Origin of the sequence: Streptomyces sp. NPDC059696 (assembly GCF_042733745.1) — a bacterium.
In the GTDB taxonomy this organism is placed as follows: Bacteria; Actinomycetota; Actinomycetes; order Streptomycetales; family Streptomycetaceae; genus Streptomyces.
In genome coordinates this window covers 107324-125203 of record NZ_JBHWFG010000006.1, presented here as the reverse complement: position 1 = coordinate 125203, position 17880 = coordinate 107324, and the positions used below count along the sequence as shown (strand labels likewise).

General features: G+C 72.3%; 17 protein-coding genes. 8 read left to right on the top strand and 9 right to left on the bottom strand.

The window, feature by feature from the left end; genetic code table 11:
- Positions 1 to 6 precede the first annotated feature (6 nt).
- From ACFV20_RS08610 to ACFV20_RS08600, 3 genes are read right to left on the bottom strand one after another with little or no spacing between them, the layout of a single operon-like run.
- Positions 7 to 600, bottom strand: a complete 594-nt coding sequence (locus ACFV20_RS08610) for a TetR/AcrR family transcriptional regulator (RefSeq protein WP_385653985.1) — start codon at positions 598 to 600, stop codon at positions 7 to 9.
- Positions 601 to 628: 28 nt separating this feature from the next.
- Positions 629 to 2293, bottom strand: coding sequence for a class I adenylate-forming enzyme family protein (locus ACFV20_RS08605; protein ID WP_385653983.1), 1665 nt, complete (start codon positions 2291 to 2293; stop codon positions 629 to 631).
- Positions 2290 to 3063: an SDR family oxidoreductase gene (locus ACFV20_RS08600; RefSeq protein WP_385653982.1), complete on the bottom strand. Its 774-nt coding sequence runs from the start codon at positions 3061 to 3063 to the stop codon at positions 2290 to 2292. The genes ACFV20_RS08605 and ACFV20_RS08600 overlap by 4 nt, the downstream gene beginning before the upstream one ends.
- A gap of 219 nt (positions 3064 to 3282) precedes the next feature.
- On the opposite strand from ACFV20_RS08600, the gene ACFV20_RS08595 reads away from it, so the two are divergent.
- Together ACFV20_RS08595 and ACFV20_RS08590 are read left to right on the top strand one after the other, a co-directional pair.
- Positions 3283 to 4518 carry an exo-beta-N-acetylmuramidase NamZ domain-containing protein gene (locus tag ACFV20_RS08595; protein ID WP_385653979.1) on the top strand — a complete coding sequence of 412 codons (1236 nt, stop codon included), beginning with the start codon at positions 3283 to 3285 and terminating at the stop codon, positions 4516 to 4518.
- Positions 4519 to 4638: 120 nt separating this feature from the next.
- Complete coding sequence (locus tag ACFV20_RS08590; RefSeq protein WP_385653976.1) at positions 4639 to 5661, top strand: serine-threonine protein kinase; 1023 nt, start codon at positions 4639 to 4641, stop codon at positions 5659 to 5661.
- A 19-nt stretch (positions 5662 to 5680) separates the two neighbouring features.
- On the opposite strand, the gene ACFV20_RS08585 is transcribed toward ACFV20_RS08590, so the two are convergent.
- Positions 5681 to 8479 carry a penicillin acylase family protein gene (locus tag ACFV20_RS08585; RefSeq protein ID WP_385653975.1) on the bottom strand — a complete coding sequence of 933 codons (2799 nt, stop codon included), beginning with the start codon at positions 8477 to 8479 and terminating at the stop codon, positions 5681 to 5683.
- A gap of 263 nt (positions 8480 to 8742) precedes the next feature.
- Between ACFV20_RS08585 and ACFV20_RS08580 the strand changes: the two genes are divergently transcribed.
- Together ACFV20_RS08580 and ACFV20_RS08575 are read left to right on the top strand one after the other, a co-directional pair.
- The gene (locus tag ACFV20_RS08580; RefSeq protein ID WP_385653971.1) at positions 8743 to 9345 is read left to right on the top strand and encodes a hypothetical protein; all 603 of its coding nucleotides are present in this window, start codon (positions 8743 to 8745) and stop codon (positions 9343 to 9345) included.
- A gap of 76 nt (positions 9346 to 9421) precedes the next feature.
- Positions 9422 to 10189 carry a 3-keto-5-aminohexanoate cleavage protein gene (locus ACFV20_RS08575; protein ID WP_385653968.1) on the top strand — a complete coding sequence of 256 codons (768 nt, stop codon included), beginning with the start codon at positions 9422 to 9424 and terminating at the stop codon, positions 10187 to 10189.
- Here the strand turns inward: ACFV20_RS08575 and soxR are convergent.
- Positions 10146 to 10613 (bottom strand): redox-sensitive transcriptional activator SoxR, encoded by a 468-nt coding sequence (gene soxR / locus ACFV20_RS08570; RefSeq protein WP_385653966.1) that lies wholly within the window; start codon positions 10611 to 10613, stop codon positions 10146 to 10148. The two genes, ACFV20_RS08575 and soxR, sit on opposite strands and share 44 nt — an antisense overlap.
- A gap of 111 nt (positions 10614 to 10724) precedes the next feature.
- Here soxR and ACFV20_RS08565 point away from each other — a divergent pair, with 111 nt between their 5' ends.
- Positions 10725 to 11186, top strand: a complete 462-nt coding sequence (locus ACFV20_RS08565) for a MaoC family dehydratase (protein ID WP_385653964.1) — start codon at positions 10725 to 10727, stop codon at positions 11184 to 11186.
- A 24-nt stretch (positions 11187 to 11210) separates the two neighbouring features.
- Here the strand turns inward: ACFV20_RS08565 and ACFV20_RS08560 are convergent, their stop codons facing one another.
- From ACFV20_RS08560 to ACFV20_RS08550, 3 genes are all read right to left on the bottom strand, one after another.
- Positions 11211 to 11846 (bottom strand): TetR/AcrR family transcriptional regulator, encoded by a 636-nt coding sequence (locus ACFV20_RS08560; protein WP_385653961.1) that lies wholly within the window; start codon positions 11844 to 11846, stop codon positions 11211 to 11213.
- A 70-nt stretch (positions 11847 to 11916) separates the two neighbouring features.
- The gene (locus tag ACFV20_RS08555; protein WP_385653958.1) at positions 11917 to 12168 is read right to left on the bottom strand and encodes a YiaA/YiaB family inner membrane protein; all 252 of its coding nucleotides are present in this window, start codon (positions 12166 to 12168) and stop codon (positions 11917 to 11919) included.
- Between the two features lie 60 nt (positions 12169 to 12228).
- Positions 12229 to 13380, bottom strand: a complete 1152-nt coding sequence (locus ACFV20_RS08550; RefSeq protein ID WP_385653955.1) for an acyl-CoA dehydrogenase family protein — start codon at positions 13378 to 13380, stop codon at positions 12229 to 12231.
- Positions 13381 to 13454: 74 nt separating this feature from the next.
- Between ACFV20_RS08550 and ACFV20_RS08545 the strand changes: the two genes are divergently transcribed.
- From ACFV20_RS08545 to ACFV20_RS08535, 3 genes are all read left to right on the top strand, one after another.
- On the top strand, positions 13455 to 14105 hold the full coding sequence (locus ACFV20_RS08545) for a TetR/AcrR family transcriptional regulator (protein ID WP_221760243.1): 651 nt from the start codon (positions 13455 to 13457) through the stop codon (positions 14103 to 14105).
- A gap of 46 nt (positions 14106 to 14151) precedes the next feature.
- Positions 14152 to 14862: an ArsR/SmtB family transcription factor gene (locus ACFV20_RS08540; RefSeq protein WP_385653951.1), complete on the top strand. Its 711-nt coding sequence runs from the start codon at positions 14152 to 14154 to the stop codon at positions 14860 to 14862.
- A 557-nt stretch (positions 14863 to 15419) separates the two neighbouring features.
- A complete protein-coding gene (locus ACFV20_RS08535) occupies positions 15420 to 16388 on the top strand; it encodes a DMT family transporter (RefSeq protein ID WP_385653950.1) in 969 nt (322 codons plus the stop codon).
- Here the strand turns inward: ACFV20_RS08535 and ACFV20_RS08530 are convergent.
- On the bottom strand, positions 16377 to 17756 hold the full coding sequence (locus tag ACFV20_RS08530) for an MFS transporter (RefSeq protein WP_385653948.1): 1380 nt from the start codon (positions 17754 to 17756) through the stop codon (positions 16377 to 16379). The two genes, ACFV20_RS08535 and ACFV20_RS08530, sit on opposite strands and share 12 nt — an antisense overlap.
- Between the last annotated feature and the right edge of the window lie 124 nt (positions 17757 to 17880).

Below are 17880 nucleotides of genomic sequence, written 5' to 3'. Positions count from 1 at the left end.
GGGGTGTCACGGGCGCAGGGCGCGCAGCAGCAGATCGGCCAGGTGGTCGGCGACCTGCTGGGGGGTGAGGGGACCGTCGGGGCGGTACCACGTCGACAGGTGGTGGACCGAGCCGAAGTGGTAGTCGACCACCAGATCCGCCGGGGTCGCCCTGGAGAAGACGCCGGACTCCTGGCCCTCCTCGACGAGCGCGCGGAACCGCTCGTGGTAGCGGCGCCGCTCGGAGCGGACCTGCTTGTTCTTCTCGGGGCTGAGGTGGTGCATGGAGCGCCAGAAGATCATCGCGTCGTCGAGGTTGTCGATGGTCGTCACCACGACGTCCGCGGCCGCGGCCCGCAGCCGCTGCTCGACCGGCTCGTCGGCACCGGCCACGGCGTCCAGCCGCTCCTGCTGGATGCGCAGCACCCGCGCGTACACCTCGTGCAGCAGGTCGTCCTTGGAACCGAAGTAGTGGTACAGCGCACCCTTGGTGACACCGGCCGCCTCGACGATCTCCTGCACCGAGGTGCGGTCGTAGCCCTGATCGGCGAAGAGCCGGGTGGCGGCGGCCAGGAGCCGCTGAGGCACGGGCGTGCCGTCCGAGTCCGTGGTCCTGGGCACTGCCGCCACCTGCCTTTCCGTTCTGCTGTCAGTTGCCTTGCGTGCGGGAACGCAGTTCCCGCCGGAGGATCTTCCCACTGGCCGTCTTCGGCAAGTCCGGCAGGATCTCCACCTGACGCGGATATTTGTAGGCGGCCAGTCTCTCCTTGCAGTAGGCGGCGAGTGCATCCGGGTCCGTGTCGGCGTCCGGGCGCAGGCTGATGTAGGCCTTGACGGTCTCCCCGCGGTAGCCGTCGGGCACGCCGACCACGGCCGCCTCGCGCACCGCGGGGTGCGTGTAGAGGACGTCCTCGACCTCGCGCGGCCACACCTTGAAGCCGGACGCGTTGATCATGTCCTTCTTGCGGTCGACGACGTACAGCCAGCCCTGTTCGTCCATGAAGCCGATGTCGCCGGTGTGCAGTTCGCCGCCGGGAAAGGTCTCGGCGGTGGCGTCGGGGCGGCGCCAGTAGCCGGGCACGACCTGCGGGCCGCTGACGACGATCTCGCCCTGCTCGCCGAAGGGCACCTCCCGGCCGGTGTCGTCGACGATCCGGACCACCGTGTCGGGGCCGGGCAGTCCCACGGCGAGGGTCCCGGACACCGGGTCGACCGGTGCTTCCAGCCCGGGGGGCACGGAGGCGCAGGGCGCGGTGCACTCGGTCAGCCCGTAGCCGTTGCGGATGTACGGGCCGAAGCCCGCCCGGAACTTCTCCACGAGCGCCGGGGGCAGCGGGGCGCCGCCGGAGGAGATCACCCGGAAGGAGGAGAAGTGGTCCCGGGTGACGGCGGGGTGCGCGGCCAGGGCCATGAAGGCCGTGGACGGGCCGACGGTGTAGTGCGGCCGGTGCTCGGCGAAGGCGTCGAGCACCGCCCCGGCCTCGAAGCGGTAGGCCAGCGCGAGCGTGCCCCCGCTGGTCAGGCAGGCACCGAACTGGCAGACCATTCCGGTGATGTGGAACAGCGGCGCCAGGGCGAAGTAGACGGGCCGCTCGGGCAGCCCCAGGCCGGTGCGCTGCCGCTCGGAGTTGTACATGATGTTGCGGTGCGTGTTGGTGGCGCCCTTGGGGGTGCCGCTGGTGCCCGAGGTGTAGCTGATCAGCGCGATGTCGCCCGGGTCCGGGTCCCGGTCCTGCGGCGCCTTGTGCCCGGCCCGTGCCACGGTCACCAGGTCGTCGGCGTCCGGGGCCTGCGGCAGCCGCTCGAAGGTCAGCACCCGCGCGTCGCCGCGGCTCTGGAAGTCCAGCTCGCACGCGGTGAGGACGATCCGCACGGGCGAGTCGGCGGCCGTCTCGCGCAGGTACGACTCCCAGGCCCGGTCCGAGCAGATCAGCGCGGCGACCTCGCCGTCCTCCAGGACGTGCGCCACCTCACCCGACTTGTACATCGGGTTGACGGGCACGACGACCGCGCCCGCCTTCCAGGCTCCCAGCACGGCGAGCACGAAGTGCGGGGAGTTCTGCAGCAGCACCGCGACCCGGTCGCCGCGCCCCAGACCGCGCTGCGCGAGGTGCCCGGCGACGGAGTCGCTGAGCTCGTCGACCTCCCGGTAGGTCAGCCGGCCGTCGAAGTAGGCCAGGAAGTCGCTCCCGGGCGACTCGGCCACGGCCCGGCGCAGGGCGTGCACGAGGGAGTCCGGAGGGCTGATCGCGCCCTTCTGGGCGTCGCTGAGCAGGGCGAGCCAGGGCTTGGCGGCGTAGGGGGACGTGGTCACCGGCCGGCCTCCCACTGCTGCTGGATGCGGTTCATGCCGGACAGCCACCGGTCGGGGTCGCCGGCCCTGGCCTGGTGGTAGGCGGCGACCTCGGGGTGCGGCAGGATCAGGAACCTGTCCTGCGCGATGCCCTTGAGCAGGGCGTCCGCCACGTCCTCCGGCTCTATCGCGGTCGGCCGGAGCACGAGGTCGCCGGCGCTGCCGGTGGCGGCCAGCATGTCGGTGCGCACGCCCTGCGGGCAGACGGCGTGGACCTTCACGCCCCGGTGCCGGTAGGTCAGCGAGAGCCACTCGGCGAAGGCGAGCGCGCCGTGCTTGGTGACGGCGTAGGGAGCCGCCCCGATCATGGTGAGGAGCCCGGCGGCGGACACGGTGGACACGAACCGGCCGCTGCCGCGCTCCAGCCAGGCGGGGAGCAGTTCCTGCGCGGCCCGCACATGGGCCATGACGTTCACGTCCCAGGACAGGGCCCAGGCCTTCTCGTCCAGCGGGAGCCCGGGGTCGATGCCGTCGGCGGCGACGCCGGCGTTGGCGCAGTACACGTCGACCGTCCCGCCGAGTGCGTCGCGGGCGTCGCCGACGATCGCCGAGGCGTCACCGGGCACGGCGATGCCCCCGATGTCGTCCGCGACCTGCTTGGCCCGCTCGGCGTCGAGGTCGTTGACGACGACCTTGGCCCCTTCGGCGGCGAACCGCCGGGCGAGCGCGGCCCCGATCCCGCCTCCGGCCCCCGTGACAACGACTTTGGCCTCTTGAAAGGCTCCCACCATCGGTCTCCTCAGTCGCGGCTCAGCTACGGCGTCAGACTAACCGGTCGGTATGTACCAGGGAAGAGGCGCCGCCCACGCCCTCGAAAGGGGCGCGGGGAACGCCCTGCAAGGGCCGCGGGGAACGGCGCGACAAGCCACAGCCGGCCCGCGGCCTCCCCACAGCCCCCGGAAGCGCATACCGTGCCCAAGCCGACCGTCCCCGCTCAAGGAGGTCACCGTATGCGCCCTTCCAGACGAGCCGTCATCACCACCGCCACGGCCGCAGCCGTGTCCGCAACCTCCACCGCAGCCGCCGCCCAGCGCCGCGGGCGACTGCGCACCGGCTTCGAACGCCTCGCCCAGGACGGCTACGCCCTGCTCGACGGCCGGAAGGTCGGCATCGTCACCAACCCCACCGGCGTCACCCGCGACGCCCGCCACATCGTCGACGTCATGCACGCCGACGCCCGCGTCGACCTCACCGCCGTCTTCGGCCCGGAACACGGTTTCCGCGGCACCGCCCAGGCCGGCGGCTCCGAGGGCCGCTACGACGACCCGGCGACCGGCCTGCCCGTCTACGACACCTACCTCAAGAGCGGCCGTCCGCTCGCGGACGTCTTCACCGCGTCCGGCGTCGACACGGTCGTCTTCGACATCCAGGACGTCGGCGCCCGCTTCTACACGTACATCTGGACGCTGTACGACTGCATGGAGGCCGCCGGGCTCGCCGGCAAGCGGTTCGTCGTGCTGGACCGGCCGAACCCGGTGACCGGCCGCGCGGCCCTCGGCCCCGTCCTGCACAAGGAGTTCGCCACGTTCGTCGGGCGGCAGCCGATCTCCCAGGCCCACGGGATGACCGTCGCCGAGCTGGCGCGGCTGTTCAACGAGGAGTTCCTGACCGAGCCCGTGCCGCTGGAGACCGTGACGATGTCGGGCTGGAGGCGCTCGGAGTTCTACGACGCCTCCGGGCTGCCCTGGGTGCCGCCCAGCCCGAACATGCCGACGCCGGAAACGGCCCTGGTGTACTCGGGGACGTGTCTGTTCGAGGGCACCAACCTGTCGGAGGGGCGCGGCACGACCCGGCCGTTCGAGCTGCTGGGGGCGGAGGGCGTCGACCGGCGCTGGGCGGCCGCGGCGAACGAACTCGCCCTGCCCGGGGTCCGGTTCCGGGAGGCGTACTTCGCACCGACCTTCTCGAAGTTCCAGGGCAGGACGGTCGGTGGTGTGCAGCTCCATGTGCACGACCGGGCCGCGTTCGACCCCGTCCGCACGGGGATCGCCCTGCTCGTCACCGCGAAGCGGGTCTGGAGCGGTTTCGCCTGGCGGCCGGACCACTGGATCGACAAGCTCACCGGCTCCACGCGCGTGCGCACGATGATCGACGCGGGCGCGGGCCCCGACGAGGTGGTGGCCGGCTGGCAGGAGGAGCTGGCGGGCTTCCGGGGGATGCGCCGGAAGTACCTCCTCTACCGCTGAGGTTCCGCCGCCGAGGCATCCGCGACCGAGGCCGGTGCGCCGTGACGTATGGCCAAGCTCCGCCGTTGGCAGGACGATGCGCCCACAGCGTGGCGTCACCCGGGGACCAGGGGGCCTGTCATGGCGGATCCGGCGATGAGCGTGACTCCTTACTGGGAGCTGGTCTTCGACGCGGACGGGGACCCGGACGGCCGTCGGCGCGACCGGCTCCTGGCCGGAGTGGCCGAGCGGGGTGTGCGCGATCTGATCGTCTTCGCGCACGGCTGGAACAACGACCGCTCCGGGGCGACCCGCCTCTACGACCGCTTCTTCGCACCCGTCCCGCGGCTGGCCCCGACGGCCCGGGTCGGTTACGTCGGGGTGCTGTGGCCGGCGATGTTCACCGGGTCCTCGGCGGCGGCCTGCGAGGAGTTCGCGCGGGTCCTGGGGGAATTCGAAGGATCCGGGCCGCGAAAGGCATTCAGGATCCCCGACCCCTGGGACGGCGCCCACGAACTGCTGCGGCAGGCGACGTACTACGCGATGAAGCGGCGGGCGGGGACCGTCGGTGAGCGGGGGCTCGGCCGGGTCGTCGGGCAGCTCGCGAAGGCGGCCCCGGGGGTGCGGGTGCATCTGGTCGGGCACAGCTTCGGCGCGCGGCTGGTGTCGTTCGCGCTGCGGGGTCTTCCTGAGGGCGTGCGCACGGTGAAGTCGGTGACGCTGCTCCAAGGGGCGTTCTCGCACTACGCGTTCGCGGCCCGGCTGCCGCACGACGCCCGGGCCGGAGGGGTGCTCCAGGGGCAGCAGAACCGCGTCGACGGGCCCGTGGTGTGCTGCCACTCACGGCACGACACGGCGCTGAGCACGATGTACCCGCCGGCGTCGCGGATGGCGGGCGACAGCCGGTCGGCCGCCGAGGGGGCCGTCGGGCGGGTGCTGGGCGCCATGTGGGGCGCGATGGGCCATGACGGGGTGCGGGCGGTGCCGGGCACCCGCGCGTACCCCCTCGGCGGGGCACTGCGGGCGAAGCTGCCCGCCTCGGGGTGCGTGAACGTCGACGCGGCGGCCGTGGTCAGACGCGGCGGGCCGCCGGCCGGCGCGCACAGCGACATCCTGCACGAGGAGCTGGTCCGGCTGGTGCCGGCGGCGGGCCGCGTGCGCTGACCCGCCGCCGGCCGGTGCGTCACCGGTGCGAGGTGAACTCCACGACCTGCTGGTAGGTCGGCCGGTTCTGCCAGCTGATCCTTCCGTGCTTGATGCCGCCGAGGGTGCGGTGGTTGATCGAGTCGGCGCACCACTGGTCGCCCGCCGCGCACACGTCGTCGCCGGGGTAGACCTGGGCCGCGGTCTTTCCGGCCGCCTGCTTCAGGGTGCCGATGAGGGTGTCCCGGCAGGCGCCGAGGTCGCCGTCGCCGCAGTAGGTGCGGGCCAGCGGCCCCTTCACCTGCTCACCGAGCACCGAGCGGATGTCCTTGTCGACGTAGCTCCACCAGCCGTACTGGAAGGAGCTTCCCGCGTGGGAGCCGGTCGGGCCGTGCGCGGCCGACGGGGACTCGTCGACGGGGAGGTTGGCGGTGACGGCCGTGTAGAGGTCGCTGCCGAGGCCCGGTTCGAACTCGGCTTTGACCAGGAGCGGCCACCAGGCGTCCAGGATGCGGATCGCGTCGGCGTCGGCGTACTTCTTCGAACCTGCGGCGGTCTCCGTGCGCTTGCCGCCGGCGGCGACCCAGGCCTGGAGTCTGCCGACGGCGGCCGACGCGGCCGGGTCGGTGACGGGCGAGCTCGTGACGACCTTCAGGAGCTTCGGCAGGACGTCCTCGGCCCGCAGGTCCGCCAGCGCGGCGTCGGCCATGGCCTTCACCAGGGCGGCCCGGGTCACCCCGCCCTGCTGGACCAGCTTCTTCACCCGGTCCTCCAGGAGGTTGCCGCGGTGCACCGAGCCGTTGCCCCAGGGCGCGGTCGTGTAGTCCCTGGCCTGCTTGTTGTTCCAGGAGACGTAGTAGTCCTGGTCGGTGGAGTGGGGGTGGGCCGACGGCGGCGTGTAGTCGGCCGTGTTGGTCACCGGGTCCCAGCCGCGCCACTCGTACGCCGGCCGTGCCCACGCCGGGAACTCGGCGTCGACGCCGCTCGCGCGCACCGGGTTGTCGCCGCTGTTGTAGTACGCCGTGTGCTCGGCGTCGGCGTAGAACCAGTTGAAGGTGTAGTTGATGTGCTGCACGGCCTTCTGGAAGGAGTCCGGGCCCTTGACGTGGTCCGGGTCGTTCAGCATCTGGAAGCCGATGATGGAGTCGGCCTCGTGCAGGAAGGACGAGCGCAGGGTGGTGTAGGCGACCTTCTTGCCGCCGACCGTCGCCCGGTACTCGACGGGGCCGTACTTCGTGCGCCAGACGCGCATGGTGTACGAGCCGGCCGCCGTGCCGTCGGCGGTGGTGGGCTTCCAGGCGTTCTTCTGCTCGATCTTCTCCATCGGTGTGCAGGTGCCGCGGTACAGGTAGTGGTGGTCGTCCTGGCACAGTTCCACGGCGTAGGAGTCGATGATGTCCTGGCCCGAGGTCGTGGCGCTCCACGCGTAGTCCTGGCCGCGGCCGAGTTCGACGTACATGCTCAGGCCGGCGAAGGAGGCGCCGCGGGCGCTGATGCCCGGGCCCTGGATCTCCTGGAGCAGGAGCAGCTGGGGGGCGAAGTAGCCGGTCTGGGGGCCGAACGCGGCGACGGGGTGGCCGCTCGCGGTGTGCTTGCCGCTGACGACGAGGGCGTTGGACATGCCGCGCCTCGCCGACGACGTGGCGGCCTTCACCGCCGCGCCGGAGGCGCCGGTCGCGCCGGTCGTCGTGGCGCTGCCGGTGCGGTCGTACACGAGCGGCTCCGGCTCCACCGAGCCCGCGTCGGGCAGTGCGGCGCCCTGCGGGTCGGCGGGCTTGGTCGCGTACGGGAAGCTGCCGTCCCGCTGGGTGAGGACGGCCTCCGGGTCGTTGCGCATCCGGAAGGACTCCCAGACCTCGGTGCCCTCGGTGACGCCGTACTTCTCCTGGGCGGCCAGCAGCGAGAGGGCGTTGTTCACCTCGCCGCCGCCGCCGGAGCCGAACAGCGCGCCGATGACCGAGGCCAGCGCGACCAGGTCGGTGATCTTGAAGTGCTCGATGGTACCGGCGTTGGTGACTGAGTCCTTGTGCCCGGTGAGTACGTACTCACCGGGGAAGTAGCGCCCTCTGTCGGAGGCGTCGATGTAGCTGTTGATGCCGTCGAGGTAGGCCTCGACGTCGGCGAGTGCCTGCTGTCCGCGTTCGCCGTTGGTGGCGACGGCGTTGTCGATCTGCGCCCGCAGATCGGCCTCGCTGTAGGGGGCGTGCCGCCAGAACTGCTGCTCCAGGCCCTGGTTGGAGGGCGCACCGCCCGCGAAGGAGGTGAGCTGACCGCGCCCGACGTGCCGGAAGACGTCCATCAGCCACAGCCGGTCCTGGGCTGCCGCGTAGCCGGCGCCGAACTCGGTGCCGTAGCGGGTGGTGCCGGTGATGTGCGGCACGCCGGTCTTCTTGTCGCGGACGATCGTCACGTCGCCGCGTCCGGCCGGTTTGAGGCTGGAGGCGACCTGGTCGGCGGGGGCTCCGAAGGCGGCGTCGTTGAAGAAGGTGTTGATCGTGGCGTTGGTGAGGGCGGGGTAGCCCTTGGCGAGGTCGGCGTAGGGGCCGAGCTGGTCCTCGGCGTGCTCGGGCTGGGTGCCGAAGGCCTGGTTGAGGAGGATCTGGGCGAGGGTGGCGTTGCCGTTCTGACCGGGCGGGAGGATGTCCGAACACTGGGTGCCGCAGTGGTCGTTCGCCGCGGCGGTGGCCTGCGGGGTCGCTGTTTCCGCTGCGGCAGCCGGGGCAAGCGGCGACAAGAGACCTGCGATCAGGGCGCATACCGATGCTGTTGTCAGGAACCCGGGGATTCCGCTGGGAGTTCTCATTCTGTCGAGAACGGTGCGTGGGGCACGCCGTGGCATGGGGGCTCCTCCCGACGGGGGTGGGCGGGATGTTACCGCCGGTATCCCCCGGCTTGAAGATGAACAGGCGTCACTTTTCGAAGACGGCACAACGGACACAGGGATCACGGCAGTCGACACGCGAGCCCCTTCGGGCCGCTTATGGAGGCCATTTGAAATCGGATGGAGCCGATTCGCTTGTCGATACGTCTATTCGGCGACGTCCGTACGACGACGCCGAAGTGACCGGATTACAGGTGCAGGTGTGACGGAGGTGCAGGACGATGGCCGGTTTCCGGAGTCTGGCGAGACAGGTCCGCGATCCGCGGTGCGATCTGGCCTTGCGACGCTATTCGCTGCGCAAGTGCCTTGAGAGGTTCGCGCCTTACGGACACAGGGCGACCTGGGACCATCTGTGCTCCCGGGCGGGGTTCGGTCCCGAGGACCGCTCCCCCGATCCGGTGCGGCTCGTGGCCGCACTGGACGAACTGGAGGAGGCGCGGGCGGTCTGGCTGGCCTACGAGGTCGAGTTCGCCGAGCGCCGCAAGAAGGAGAAGCACGACGGGCTGCGCAGGCCGGGCAGTGTGGACGACTGGCACCGGCTGACCTGGGGCGGCTTCGGTGTGGCGTGGTGCGACGATCCGGCGGTCCATCCCCGTGAACCGCTGGCCGAGGTGCTGCGCCGGCTGATCGCCGCGCTGGAGCGCGAGCCGGGCTCGCAATGTCCGGTGTGCGACGGGGAGCGGCTCGTCTGGAGGTACGACCTGGACCACGAGCCCTCGTCCGGTCCGGTCTGCACGGACTGCGGAATCCTGGTGCCGCGCCCCGTGCTCACGCCGGAGTCCCTGGCGTACGCCCGGCGGACGAGGATGCTGGTGTCGGCTTGACGGATGCGGGTGCGCGGGGGGTGCGCCGGGGATGCCGCACCCCCGACTGCCGGTGGTGACTGGCACCATCGACGGCATGATGCAGGTGTGCTTGAACGGTTCACGGACGGCCGCTGACGGAGTGGCCGTGCCGCTGACACCCGAGTCGATCGCCGACTCGGCCGCCGCGGCCGTCGCCGCCGGGGCGACGGACATCCACGTCCACCCCAAGACACCCTGCGGCCGGGACACGCTGTCGCCGCGGGTGCTGGCACAGACGCTGTCGGCGCTCCGGGGGCGGGTGGCGGTGCCGGTGGGTGTGACCACGGGCGCGTGGGCGGAGCCCGACCCCGCGGCCCGGCTGGAGCGGATCCGCGACTGGACCGTGCTGCCCGACCACGCCTCGGTCAACTGGCACGAGCCGGGGGCCGAGGAGACGGCCGCGCTGCTCATGGAGCTCGGGGTCGGGGTGGAGGCCGGCCTCTGGTCGGGCACGGACGGGGCGGAGCGGTTCGCGGCCTCGCCGCTCGGGCCGAAGGTGCTGAGGGTCCTGGCGGAGGTGACGGACACGGACCCGTCGCTCGCGCTCGCCTCCGCACAGGGACTGCTGTCCGCCGTGGGGTCCGCGCACGGCCGCCCGGTGCTGCTGCACGGGGAGGACGGGGGCGCGTGGCCAGTGCTGCGACTGGCGGGCCGGCTGGGCCTGGCCACGCGGATCGGACTGGAGGACGTCCTGGTCCTTCCGGACGGAGAGCGGGCGGGGTCGAACGCCCACCTGGTCGCGGCCGGACTGGCGGAGTACGGGGCGGGCCAGGCGGGTGTTACCCGCGACCGCCCCGGCCGACCATCAGGCGGGAACCCGTGAGGCGTTCACCGAAGGCGTCGTCGGGGTTGGACAGGACGCAGGTGTCGAGGGAGAGGCAGCCGCAGCCGATGCAGTCGGTCAGGTGATCCCGAAGACGGTTCAGCTGCTTGATGCGTTCCTCCAGTTCGGTGCGCCAGACCTCGGAGAGGTGGGCCCAGTCCTCCCGGGTGGGCGTGCGCCCCTCTGGGAGTTCCGAGAGCGCCTCGCGGATCGTCGCCAGCGGGATGCCGACCCGCTGCGCGGCCCTGATGAACGCGACCCGGCGCAGCGTGTCGCGGGCGTAGCGGCGCTGGTTGCCCGAGGTCCGGCGGCTGCTGATCAGGCCCTTGGACTCGTAGAAGTGCAGGGCGGAGACGGCGGCGCCGCTGCGCGCCGCGAGCTGGCCGACGGTGAGCTCATGGATCTTCTCTGGAATCCGATGCACCCCGCGAACCCTACCGAGTCCGTTGACACAGCCCCGGCGGCCGACCATGCTAAGCAGTCGCTTAGACATATCAGCGCGCAGAGTCCCTGGACACGAGAGGCCTGGAAGAACATGGCAGAGCCGAGGATCTTCACGTCCGTCGACGACCTGAAGTCGGCGGTGGGCGAACAGCTGGGGTACACCGACTGGCTCGACATCGACCAGAAGCGGATCGACCTCTTCGCCGAGGCCACCGGTGACCACCAGTGGATCCACGTCGACGCCGAGAAGGCCGCCGCGGGTCCCTTCGGCACCACCATCGCGCACGGCTATCTGACCCTGTCCCTGCTGCCCCTCTTCGGACCGCAGCTGATCGCCGTCGAGGGCGTCAAGATGGGCGTCAACTACGGCACGAACAAGGTGCGTTTCCCCGCCCCCGTCCCGGTCGGCTCCCGGCTGCGCGCCACGGCCGCCATCAGCGCCGTCGACGAGGTGCCGGGCGGCGTCCAGGTGGCCGTCGCCTTCAGCGTCGAGCGCGAGGGCGGCGACAAGCCGGTCTGCGTCGCCGAGTCCGTGGCGCGCTACTACTTCTGAGCCCGGACTCCCGGACTCCCGGCCTCAGGCCGCCGGGTCGCGGGCCCCGACCATCCGCAGGACGAGGTCGGCGTACAGATCGCCGACCTCCTCCGGCGTACGGGGCCCGCCGACGCTGAACCACCGCGCCACGTCGATGCAGAGGGACAGCACGGCCAGCGTCGTGCCGTGCACGTCGATGACGTCGAACTCGCCCGACTCCACGCCCTCCTCGATGATCCGGCGCACCTCGCCGTCGACCTCGCGGCGCAGCGCGAGGATCTCGGCGCGGGCGTCGGGCCCGAGCGAGTCGAGTTCGTACTGCACGACCCGCGCGGTGGTACGGCCGCCCGCGTGCCAGCGCACGAAGGAGCTGACCGCGTCGGCGAGCCGCTCGGTGGGGGTGCCCTCCCGCCGGGCCGCCGTCCGCAGGATCTCCAGGGCCTTCTCGTGCCCGATCCTGCTGATGCGGTGCAGCAGCTCTTCCTTGGTCTTGTAGTGGATGTAGAGCGCGGCCGGGCTCATCCCGGCGCGGCCCGCGATGTCCCGGGTCGTCGTGGCGTGGTAGCCACGCTCGGCGAAGGCCTCCACCGCGGCCACCAGCAGCCGCCGCGCCGCGTCGGGCGTGACCTCGCCCCACGCCTGCGCCTCGCCGCCGGCCGTCTCCTCCGCCGTACTCATCGCTCGCCCCTCTCCACTGTCAGGAGCAACACCATACCGCCGAAGGTGAGCGGGCGCTTAGTGTGGCCGCTCAGCGCTTCTCGTAGGGGGCGTACGAGGGGGCCGCTCCCGTGCCCTCCTGCCGGTCCCGGATCACCTTGGACAGGGTGAAGGAGGAGGTGACCAGGTACAGGACGGCGATGGCGAGGAAGGCCCGCACCCAGGCGTCGGCGCTCAGCTGGTAGATGCCGATGGCGGTGGCCGCCATGGCGACGGCGAAGGAGGCGACGGCCTGTCCGTAGAAGGCGGCCGTGTTCTGCTGCTTGCCCGGTGTGTCACTCATGGGGGAAAGCATCGGCGGACGTGGCCCGCGCCACATCCGCCGAAGTACTCAGACGCCTACTCAGAACGCCGAGACCCCCGTCAGCGCCCGCCCGATGACCAGCTTCTGGATCTGGCTCGTGCCCTCGTAGAGGGTCATCACCCGGGCGTCCCGCAGCAGTTTGCCCGCCGGGTACTCGTCGATGTAGCCGTAGCCGCCGAAGACCTGGAGCGCGTTGTTGGCGGCGCGGACGGCGGCCTCCGAGGCGAACAGCTTGGCCTTGGACGACTCCACGGCGAACGGCCGCCCCCGGTCGATGAGGTCGGCGACCCGCCAGGTCAGCAGGCGCGCGGCGTCGACGTCCAGGGCGATGTCGCTGAGCAGTTCCTGGACGAGCTGGTGGTGGGCGATGGTCCTGCCGAACTGCTCGCGCTCCCCGGCGTAGCGCACGGCCGCGTCGAGGGCGGCCTGGGCGATGCCGACGCAGCCCGCGGCGACCGACATCCGGCCCTTGGCGAGCGCCGACATCGCGATCGAGAAGCCCTTGCCCTCCTCCCCGAGCAGGGCGGACGCCGGTATCCGCACGTCCTCCAGGACGAGTTCGGCGGTGGCCTGGCCGCGCAGCCCGAGCTTGCCGTGGACGGCACGGCGGGTCAGGCCGGGCGTGCCGGTGGGGACCAGGAAGGCGGAGACGCCCTTGTGGCCGGGGGCGTCCGTGGAGCGGGCGAAGAGCAGGACCACATCCGCCCAGGTGCCGTTGGTGATGAACATCTTGGTGCCGTTGAGGACGTAGTCGTCGCCGTCCCGTACCGCCCGGGTCACCAGGTTGCCCGCGTCGGAGCCGGTGCCCGGCTCGGTCAGGCCGAAGCAACCGACCTCCGTGCCGGAGGTCAGGCCCGGCAGCCAGCGCCGCTTCTGCTCCTCGCTCCCCCAGGCGGCGACGGTCTTGGCCACGAGCCCCAGGGAGACGGAGACGATGCCGCGCACGGACGAGTCACCCCGCCCCAGCTCCTCCGTGACCAGGCAGTACGCGAGGTGGTCACCGCCGGAGCCGCCGTACTCCTCGTCGATCGTGAGGCCGAGGAAGCCGACCTCGCCGAGCTTCTCGACGATGCCCCGGTCGACCTCCTCGGCACGGTCCCAGGCGACGACGTGCGGGGTGATCTCGCGCTCCACGAAGTCCCGCGCGAGCTGCCGGACCGCGCTCTGCTCTTCGCTGAGCTCCAGATTCACCACAGGTCACCCCACTGAAAGCCGAAAGCTGTACGTTTAAATTAGCACTGCTAGTTTCTCCGTGCAGCCCTACTATGTGCGCCATGGCCCGACCGCGCAAGCCCCTGCTCAGCACCGACCGGATCGTCGAGACGGCCCGCGCGCTCGTGGACGCGGAGGGGCTGGCCGCCGTCTCCACGCGGCGGCTCGCCGCCGAACTGGGGGTCAGCGGGCCCTCGCTGTACAACCACTTCCGCACCAAGGACGAGATCCTGGAGGCGGTCGCCGACTCGGTGAGCGGCCAGGTGGACCTGTCGATGTTCCAGGACGGCCGGGACTGGCGGACCGCGCTGCACGACTGGGCCGTCTCCTACCGGGCCGCGCTGCGCGACCACCCGAACATCGTCCCGGTGCTGGCCCGCGGCCCCGGCCGCCGCCCGGCCGGACTGCGCCTCGCGGACGCCGTCTACGGCGCGATGGTCGCGGCGGGCTGGCCGCCGGCCCAGGCCACGTCCATCGGCGCGCTGATGCGGTACTTCGTGATGGGCTCCGCGCTCGGCTCCTTCGCCGGGGGCTTCGTGGACGACGCGAGCGCCTACGATCCCGCCGACTACCCCCACCTCCAGCAGGCCCATCTCCTCGCCGAGCGGCAGGAGAAGATCGACGAGCGCGCCTTCGAGACGGGGCTGACGGCCCTGCTGGACGGGCTTGCGCAGCAGTACGAGCAGGTGCGGCGCACGGCGTAGGGACGCTTCGGCACGGGCCGAACCGTCCGTGTCCCATGCTGGAGTCATGACCACGAGGGATCCGCAGGCGACGGCCCTGGCGGGGCTCGCCGCGCTGTTCGCGGACGAGACCCGGGCCGCGTGCCTGCTGGCGCTGCTGGACGGACGGGCCTGGACCGCGAGCGAACTGGCGCGGCACGCGGGAGTCGCCGCGTCGACGCTGAGCGAGCACGTGAGCCGGCTCGTCGCGGGCGGACTGCTCGCCGAGGAACGGCAGGGCCGGCACCGGTACGTCCGGCTGGCCGACGCGCGGGTCGCGCAGCTGCTGGAGGACCTGGCCGCCCAGGTCACGCCGGACCGGGCGGAACGGCCGCGCACCCTGCGGGCGTCGAGCGCCGGCGCGGCCATGGCCCGGGGCCGCACCTGCTACGACCATCTCGCCGGGCGCCTCGGCATCGCGGTCACCGACGCGCTGACGGCACGCGGGCTGCTGGAGCAGGAGACCGGGTTCGCGCTCACCGACGCGGGGCTGGCCTGGTTCGCGTCGGCGGGCATCGGCCTGGAGCGGCGGGGCCGGCGTCCGCTGGCCCGGGCGTGCCTCGACTGGACCGAACGCCGGCCCCACCTCGCGGGCGTGGCGGGCGCGGCTCTGTGCCGGCACGCCCTGGACGCGGGCTGGTGCGTGCGCATCGGCTCCGAGCGCGCCGTGAAGGTGACGGCGGCCGGCGAACGCGCCCTGCTCGACCTGCTGGGCGTGCAACCGACGGCACTGCGGTAACCAGGCACGACACCCCGACCGACCCCCGTGCCACACACACCACCCGGCCCGCCCGGCACGGCACACCCCGGCGACGCACGCCACCGGGCCGACCCGACACGACGCAACCGCCTGCCCCGTAAGCACCCCGGCCGACCCTCCGGTCACGCACGCCACCCGACTCGACGCAACCCCTGTCCCGAGAGCCACCCCGACCCGTCCTCCGGCCGCACCCGCCACCCCGCCGACCGGCACCGCGCACCCCGGCAACGCACGCCATCGGACCGACCCGACACGACGCAACCGCCTGCCGCGTAAGCACCCCGGCCGACCCTCCGGTCACGCACGCCACCCGACCGACCCGACCCGACGCAACCCCCGTCCCGAGAGCCACCCCGACCCGTCCTCCGGCCGCACCCGCCACCCCGCCGACCGGCACCGCGCGACCCCATGCACGCCCCTCGGCCGGCCCGGCACAGCGCGGTCTGCGGCCGTGGGCGGCGTCCTTGCCGGTGGTGGCGGTGCCCCGTCCGAAATCCGCGAGCCTTCGGGCCCCTGCCCCTCCTAGCCTCTGGAGCATGATGTCGAACTCCCCGTCCCGTCCCGGCCGCCGGGCGGAGCTGCTGGCCGCCGGTGCGGCCTCGGTCACCGTCGTGCTGTGGGCGTCCGCCTTCGTGTCGATCCGCAGCGCCGGCGACGCCTACGCGCCGGGTGCCCTGGCCCTCGGGCGGCTGCTGGCCGGGGCGCTGACGCTGGGGGTGATCTGTCTGCTGCGGCGGGAGGGGCTGCCGCCACGCCCGGCCTGGCGCGGGATCGCGATCTCCGGCGTGCTGTGGTTCGGCTTCTACATGGTCGCCCTGAACTGGGGCGAGCAGCAGGTCGACGCGGGGACGGCCGCCCTGGTGGTGAACACCGGGCCGATCCTCATCGCGCTGCTCGGGGCCCGGCTGCTGGGCGACCCGATGCCGCCGCGGCTGCTGGCGGGAATGGCCGTGTCGTTCGCCGGTGCCGTGACGGTGGGTCTGTCGATGTCGGGCGAGGGCGGTTCCTCGGTGCTCGGGGTCGTGCTGTGCCTGCTGGCGGCGATCGCGTACGCCGCGGGTGTCGTGGCGCAGAAGCCCGCGCTGGGCTCGGCGAGTCCCTTGCAGGTGACGACGTTCGGGTGTCTGGTCGGCGCGGTGCTGTGCCTGCCGTTCGCCGGGCAGCTCGTCGAGGAGGCCGCCGCGGCGCCCGTCTCGGCCACGCTCAACATGGTCTACCTGGGCGTCTTCCCGACCGCCCTCGCCTTCACCACGTGGGCGTACGCCCTGTCCCGGACGACCGCGAGCCGGATGGGCGCGACGACGTACGCGGCGCCGGCGCTGGTCGTGCTGATGTCCTGGCTGTTCCTCGGCGAGGTGCCGGGGCTGCTCACCCTGGTGGGCGGTGTGCTGTGCCTGGCGGGCGTGGCGGTGTCCCGGTCGCGGTCGCGGGCGGCGGCCCGGGCGGTGACTCCGGGGGTGGTTCCGGAGCCACTGCCCGAGGAGAGCGGGGACTCAGCTCGCTGACTCCGCCCGCGTCTCCGGTTCGCCCTTCACCTCCGGCGCGTCGGGTGCTCCGGCGCCGCGCGCCCGGTCCGCGAGGATCTTGATCGACACCAGGGCGATCACCGAGAGCACGACGATGTAGCCGGACACGGCCATCGACGTGCCGGTCGCCTCCAGCAGCAGCACCATCATGAACGGCGCGAGCCCGCCGCCCGCGACGGCCGCGATCTGGTAGCCGAGGGAGGCGCCGGTGTAGCGCATCTCGGGCGTGAACAGCTCGGCGAACAGGGCGGCCTGGGGGCCGTACATGATGCTCAGGAAGCAGCTGGCGACGAACGTGCCGACCGCGAGCCACAGCAGCGAGCCGGTGTCGATCAGCAGGAAGAGCGGTACGGCCCACAGGGCGATGCCGGCCGCGCCGAAGGCGTAGATCCGGATGCGGCCGACACGGTCGGAGAGCGCGGCGGCGGCCGGGATCAGCACCAGCTGGGTGAGGCTCACGCACAGCGAGACCAGGAGCACCGGGCCCTTCTTCATGTCCAGTTCCCGGGTCGTGTAGTCGAGGACGCCGGTGATGAGGATGTAGAAGGTGGCGGTGTTCACCGCGAACGAGCCACCGGCCAGGAACACCGTGCCCAGGTGGCCGCGCAGGATGGTGCGCAGCGGCGAGTTCTGCTCGGACTTCTCCTTCTCGGCGAGCGCCCGCTCGGCTTCGCGGAACGCCGGGGTCTCCTCGACGCGGGTGTGGATGTACCAGGCGAGGGCGAGCACCAGCAGACCGACCAGGAACGGCACGCGCCAGCCCCAGGCGGCGAACGCCGAGTCGGTGGTGAGCGCGCCGGCCAGCAGGAAGACGGTGTTGGCGGTGACCACGCCGATGGGGACGCCGAGTTGTACGACGCTGCCGTAGACACCGCGTTTGCCTTCCGGGGCGTACTCGGTGGCCAGGAGCATCGCGCCGCCCCACTGGGCGCCGACGGCGACGCCCTGCGCGACCCGGAGCAGGACGAGCAGGATCGGGGCGGCCACGCCGATCGTGTCGTAGGTCGGCAGCAGGCCGATGGCGGTGGTGGAGACGCCCATGAGGGTGAGCGCGAGGACGAGCATCGGCTTGCGGCCGCGTTTGTCGCCGAGGTGGCCGGCGACGACGCCGCCGATCGGCCGGGCGAGGAAACCGACGGCGAAGGTCGCGAACGAGGCGAGGACGCCCGCCGTGGCGCTGCCGGAGGGGAAGTAGAGGTCGCCGAGTACCAGGGCGGCGGCGATACCGAAGACGAAGTAGTCGTACCACTCGACGGCCGAGGCGAGCGCCGCCGCGGTGGCCACCCGGCGGCGGTTGCCGACGGCGGGTGAGGTGGTGACGGGTTGAGCGGAAGGTGCCGTGTCCATGCGGTTGCACGCTCCGGGGGTGCGGGGACGGAACGGGGGGTGGCTCGGGTTCCGGGAACGTACTGACCGGACGGTATGGACGTCAACGGGTCGCGCACCAGGAGTTTTGCCTGTACTTGGCAGG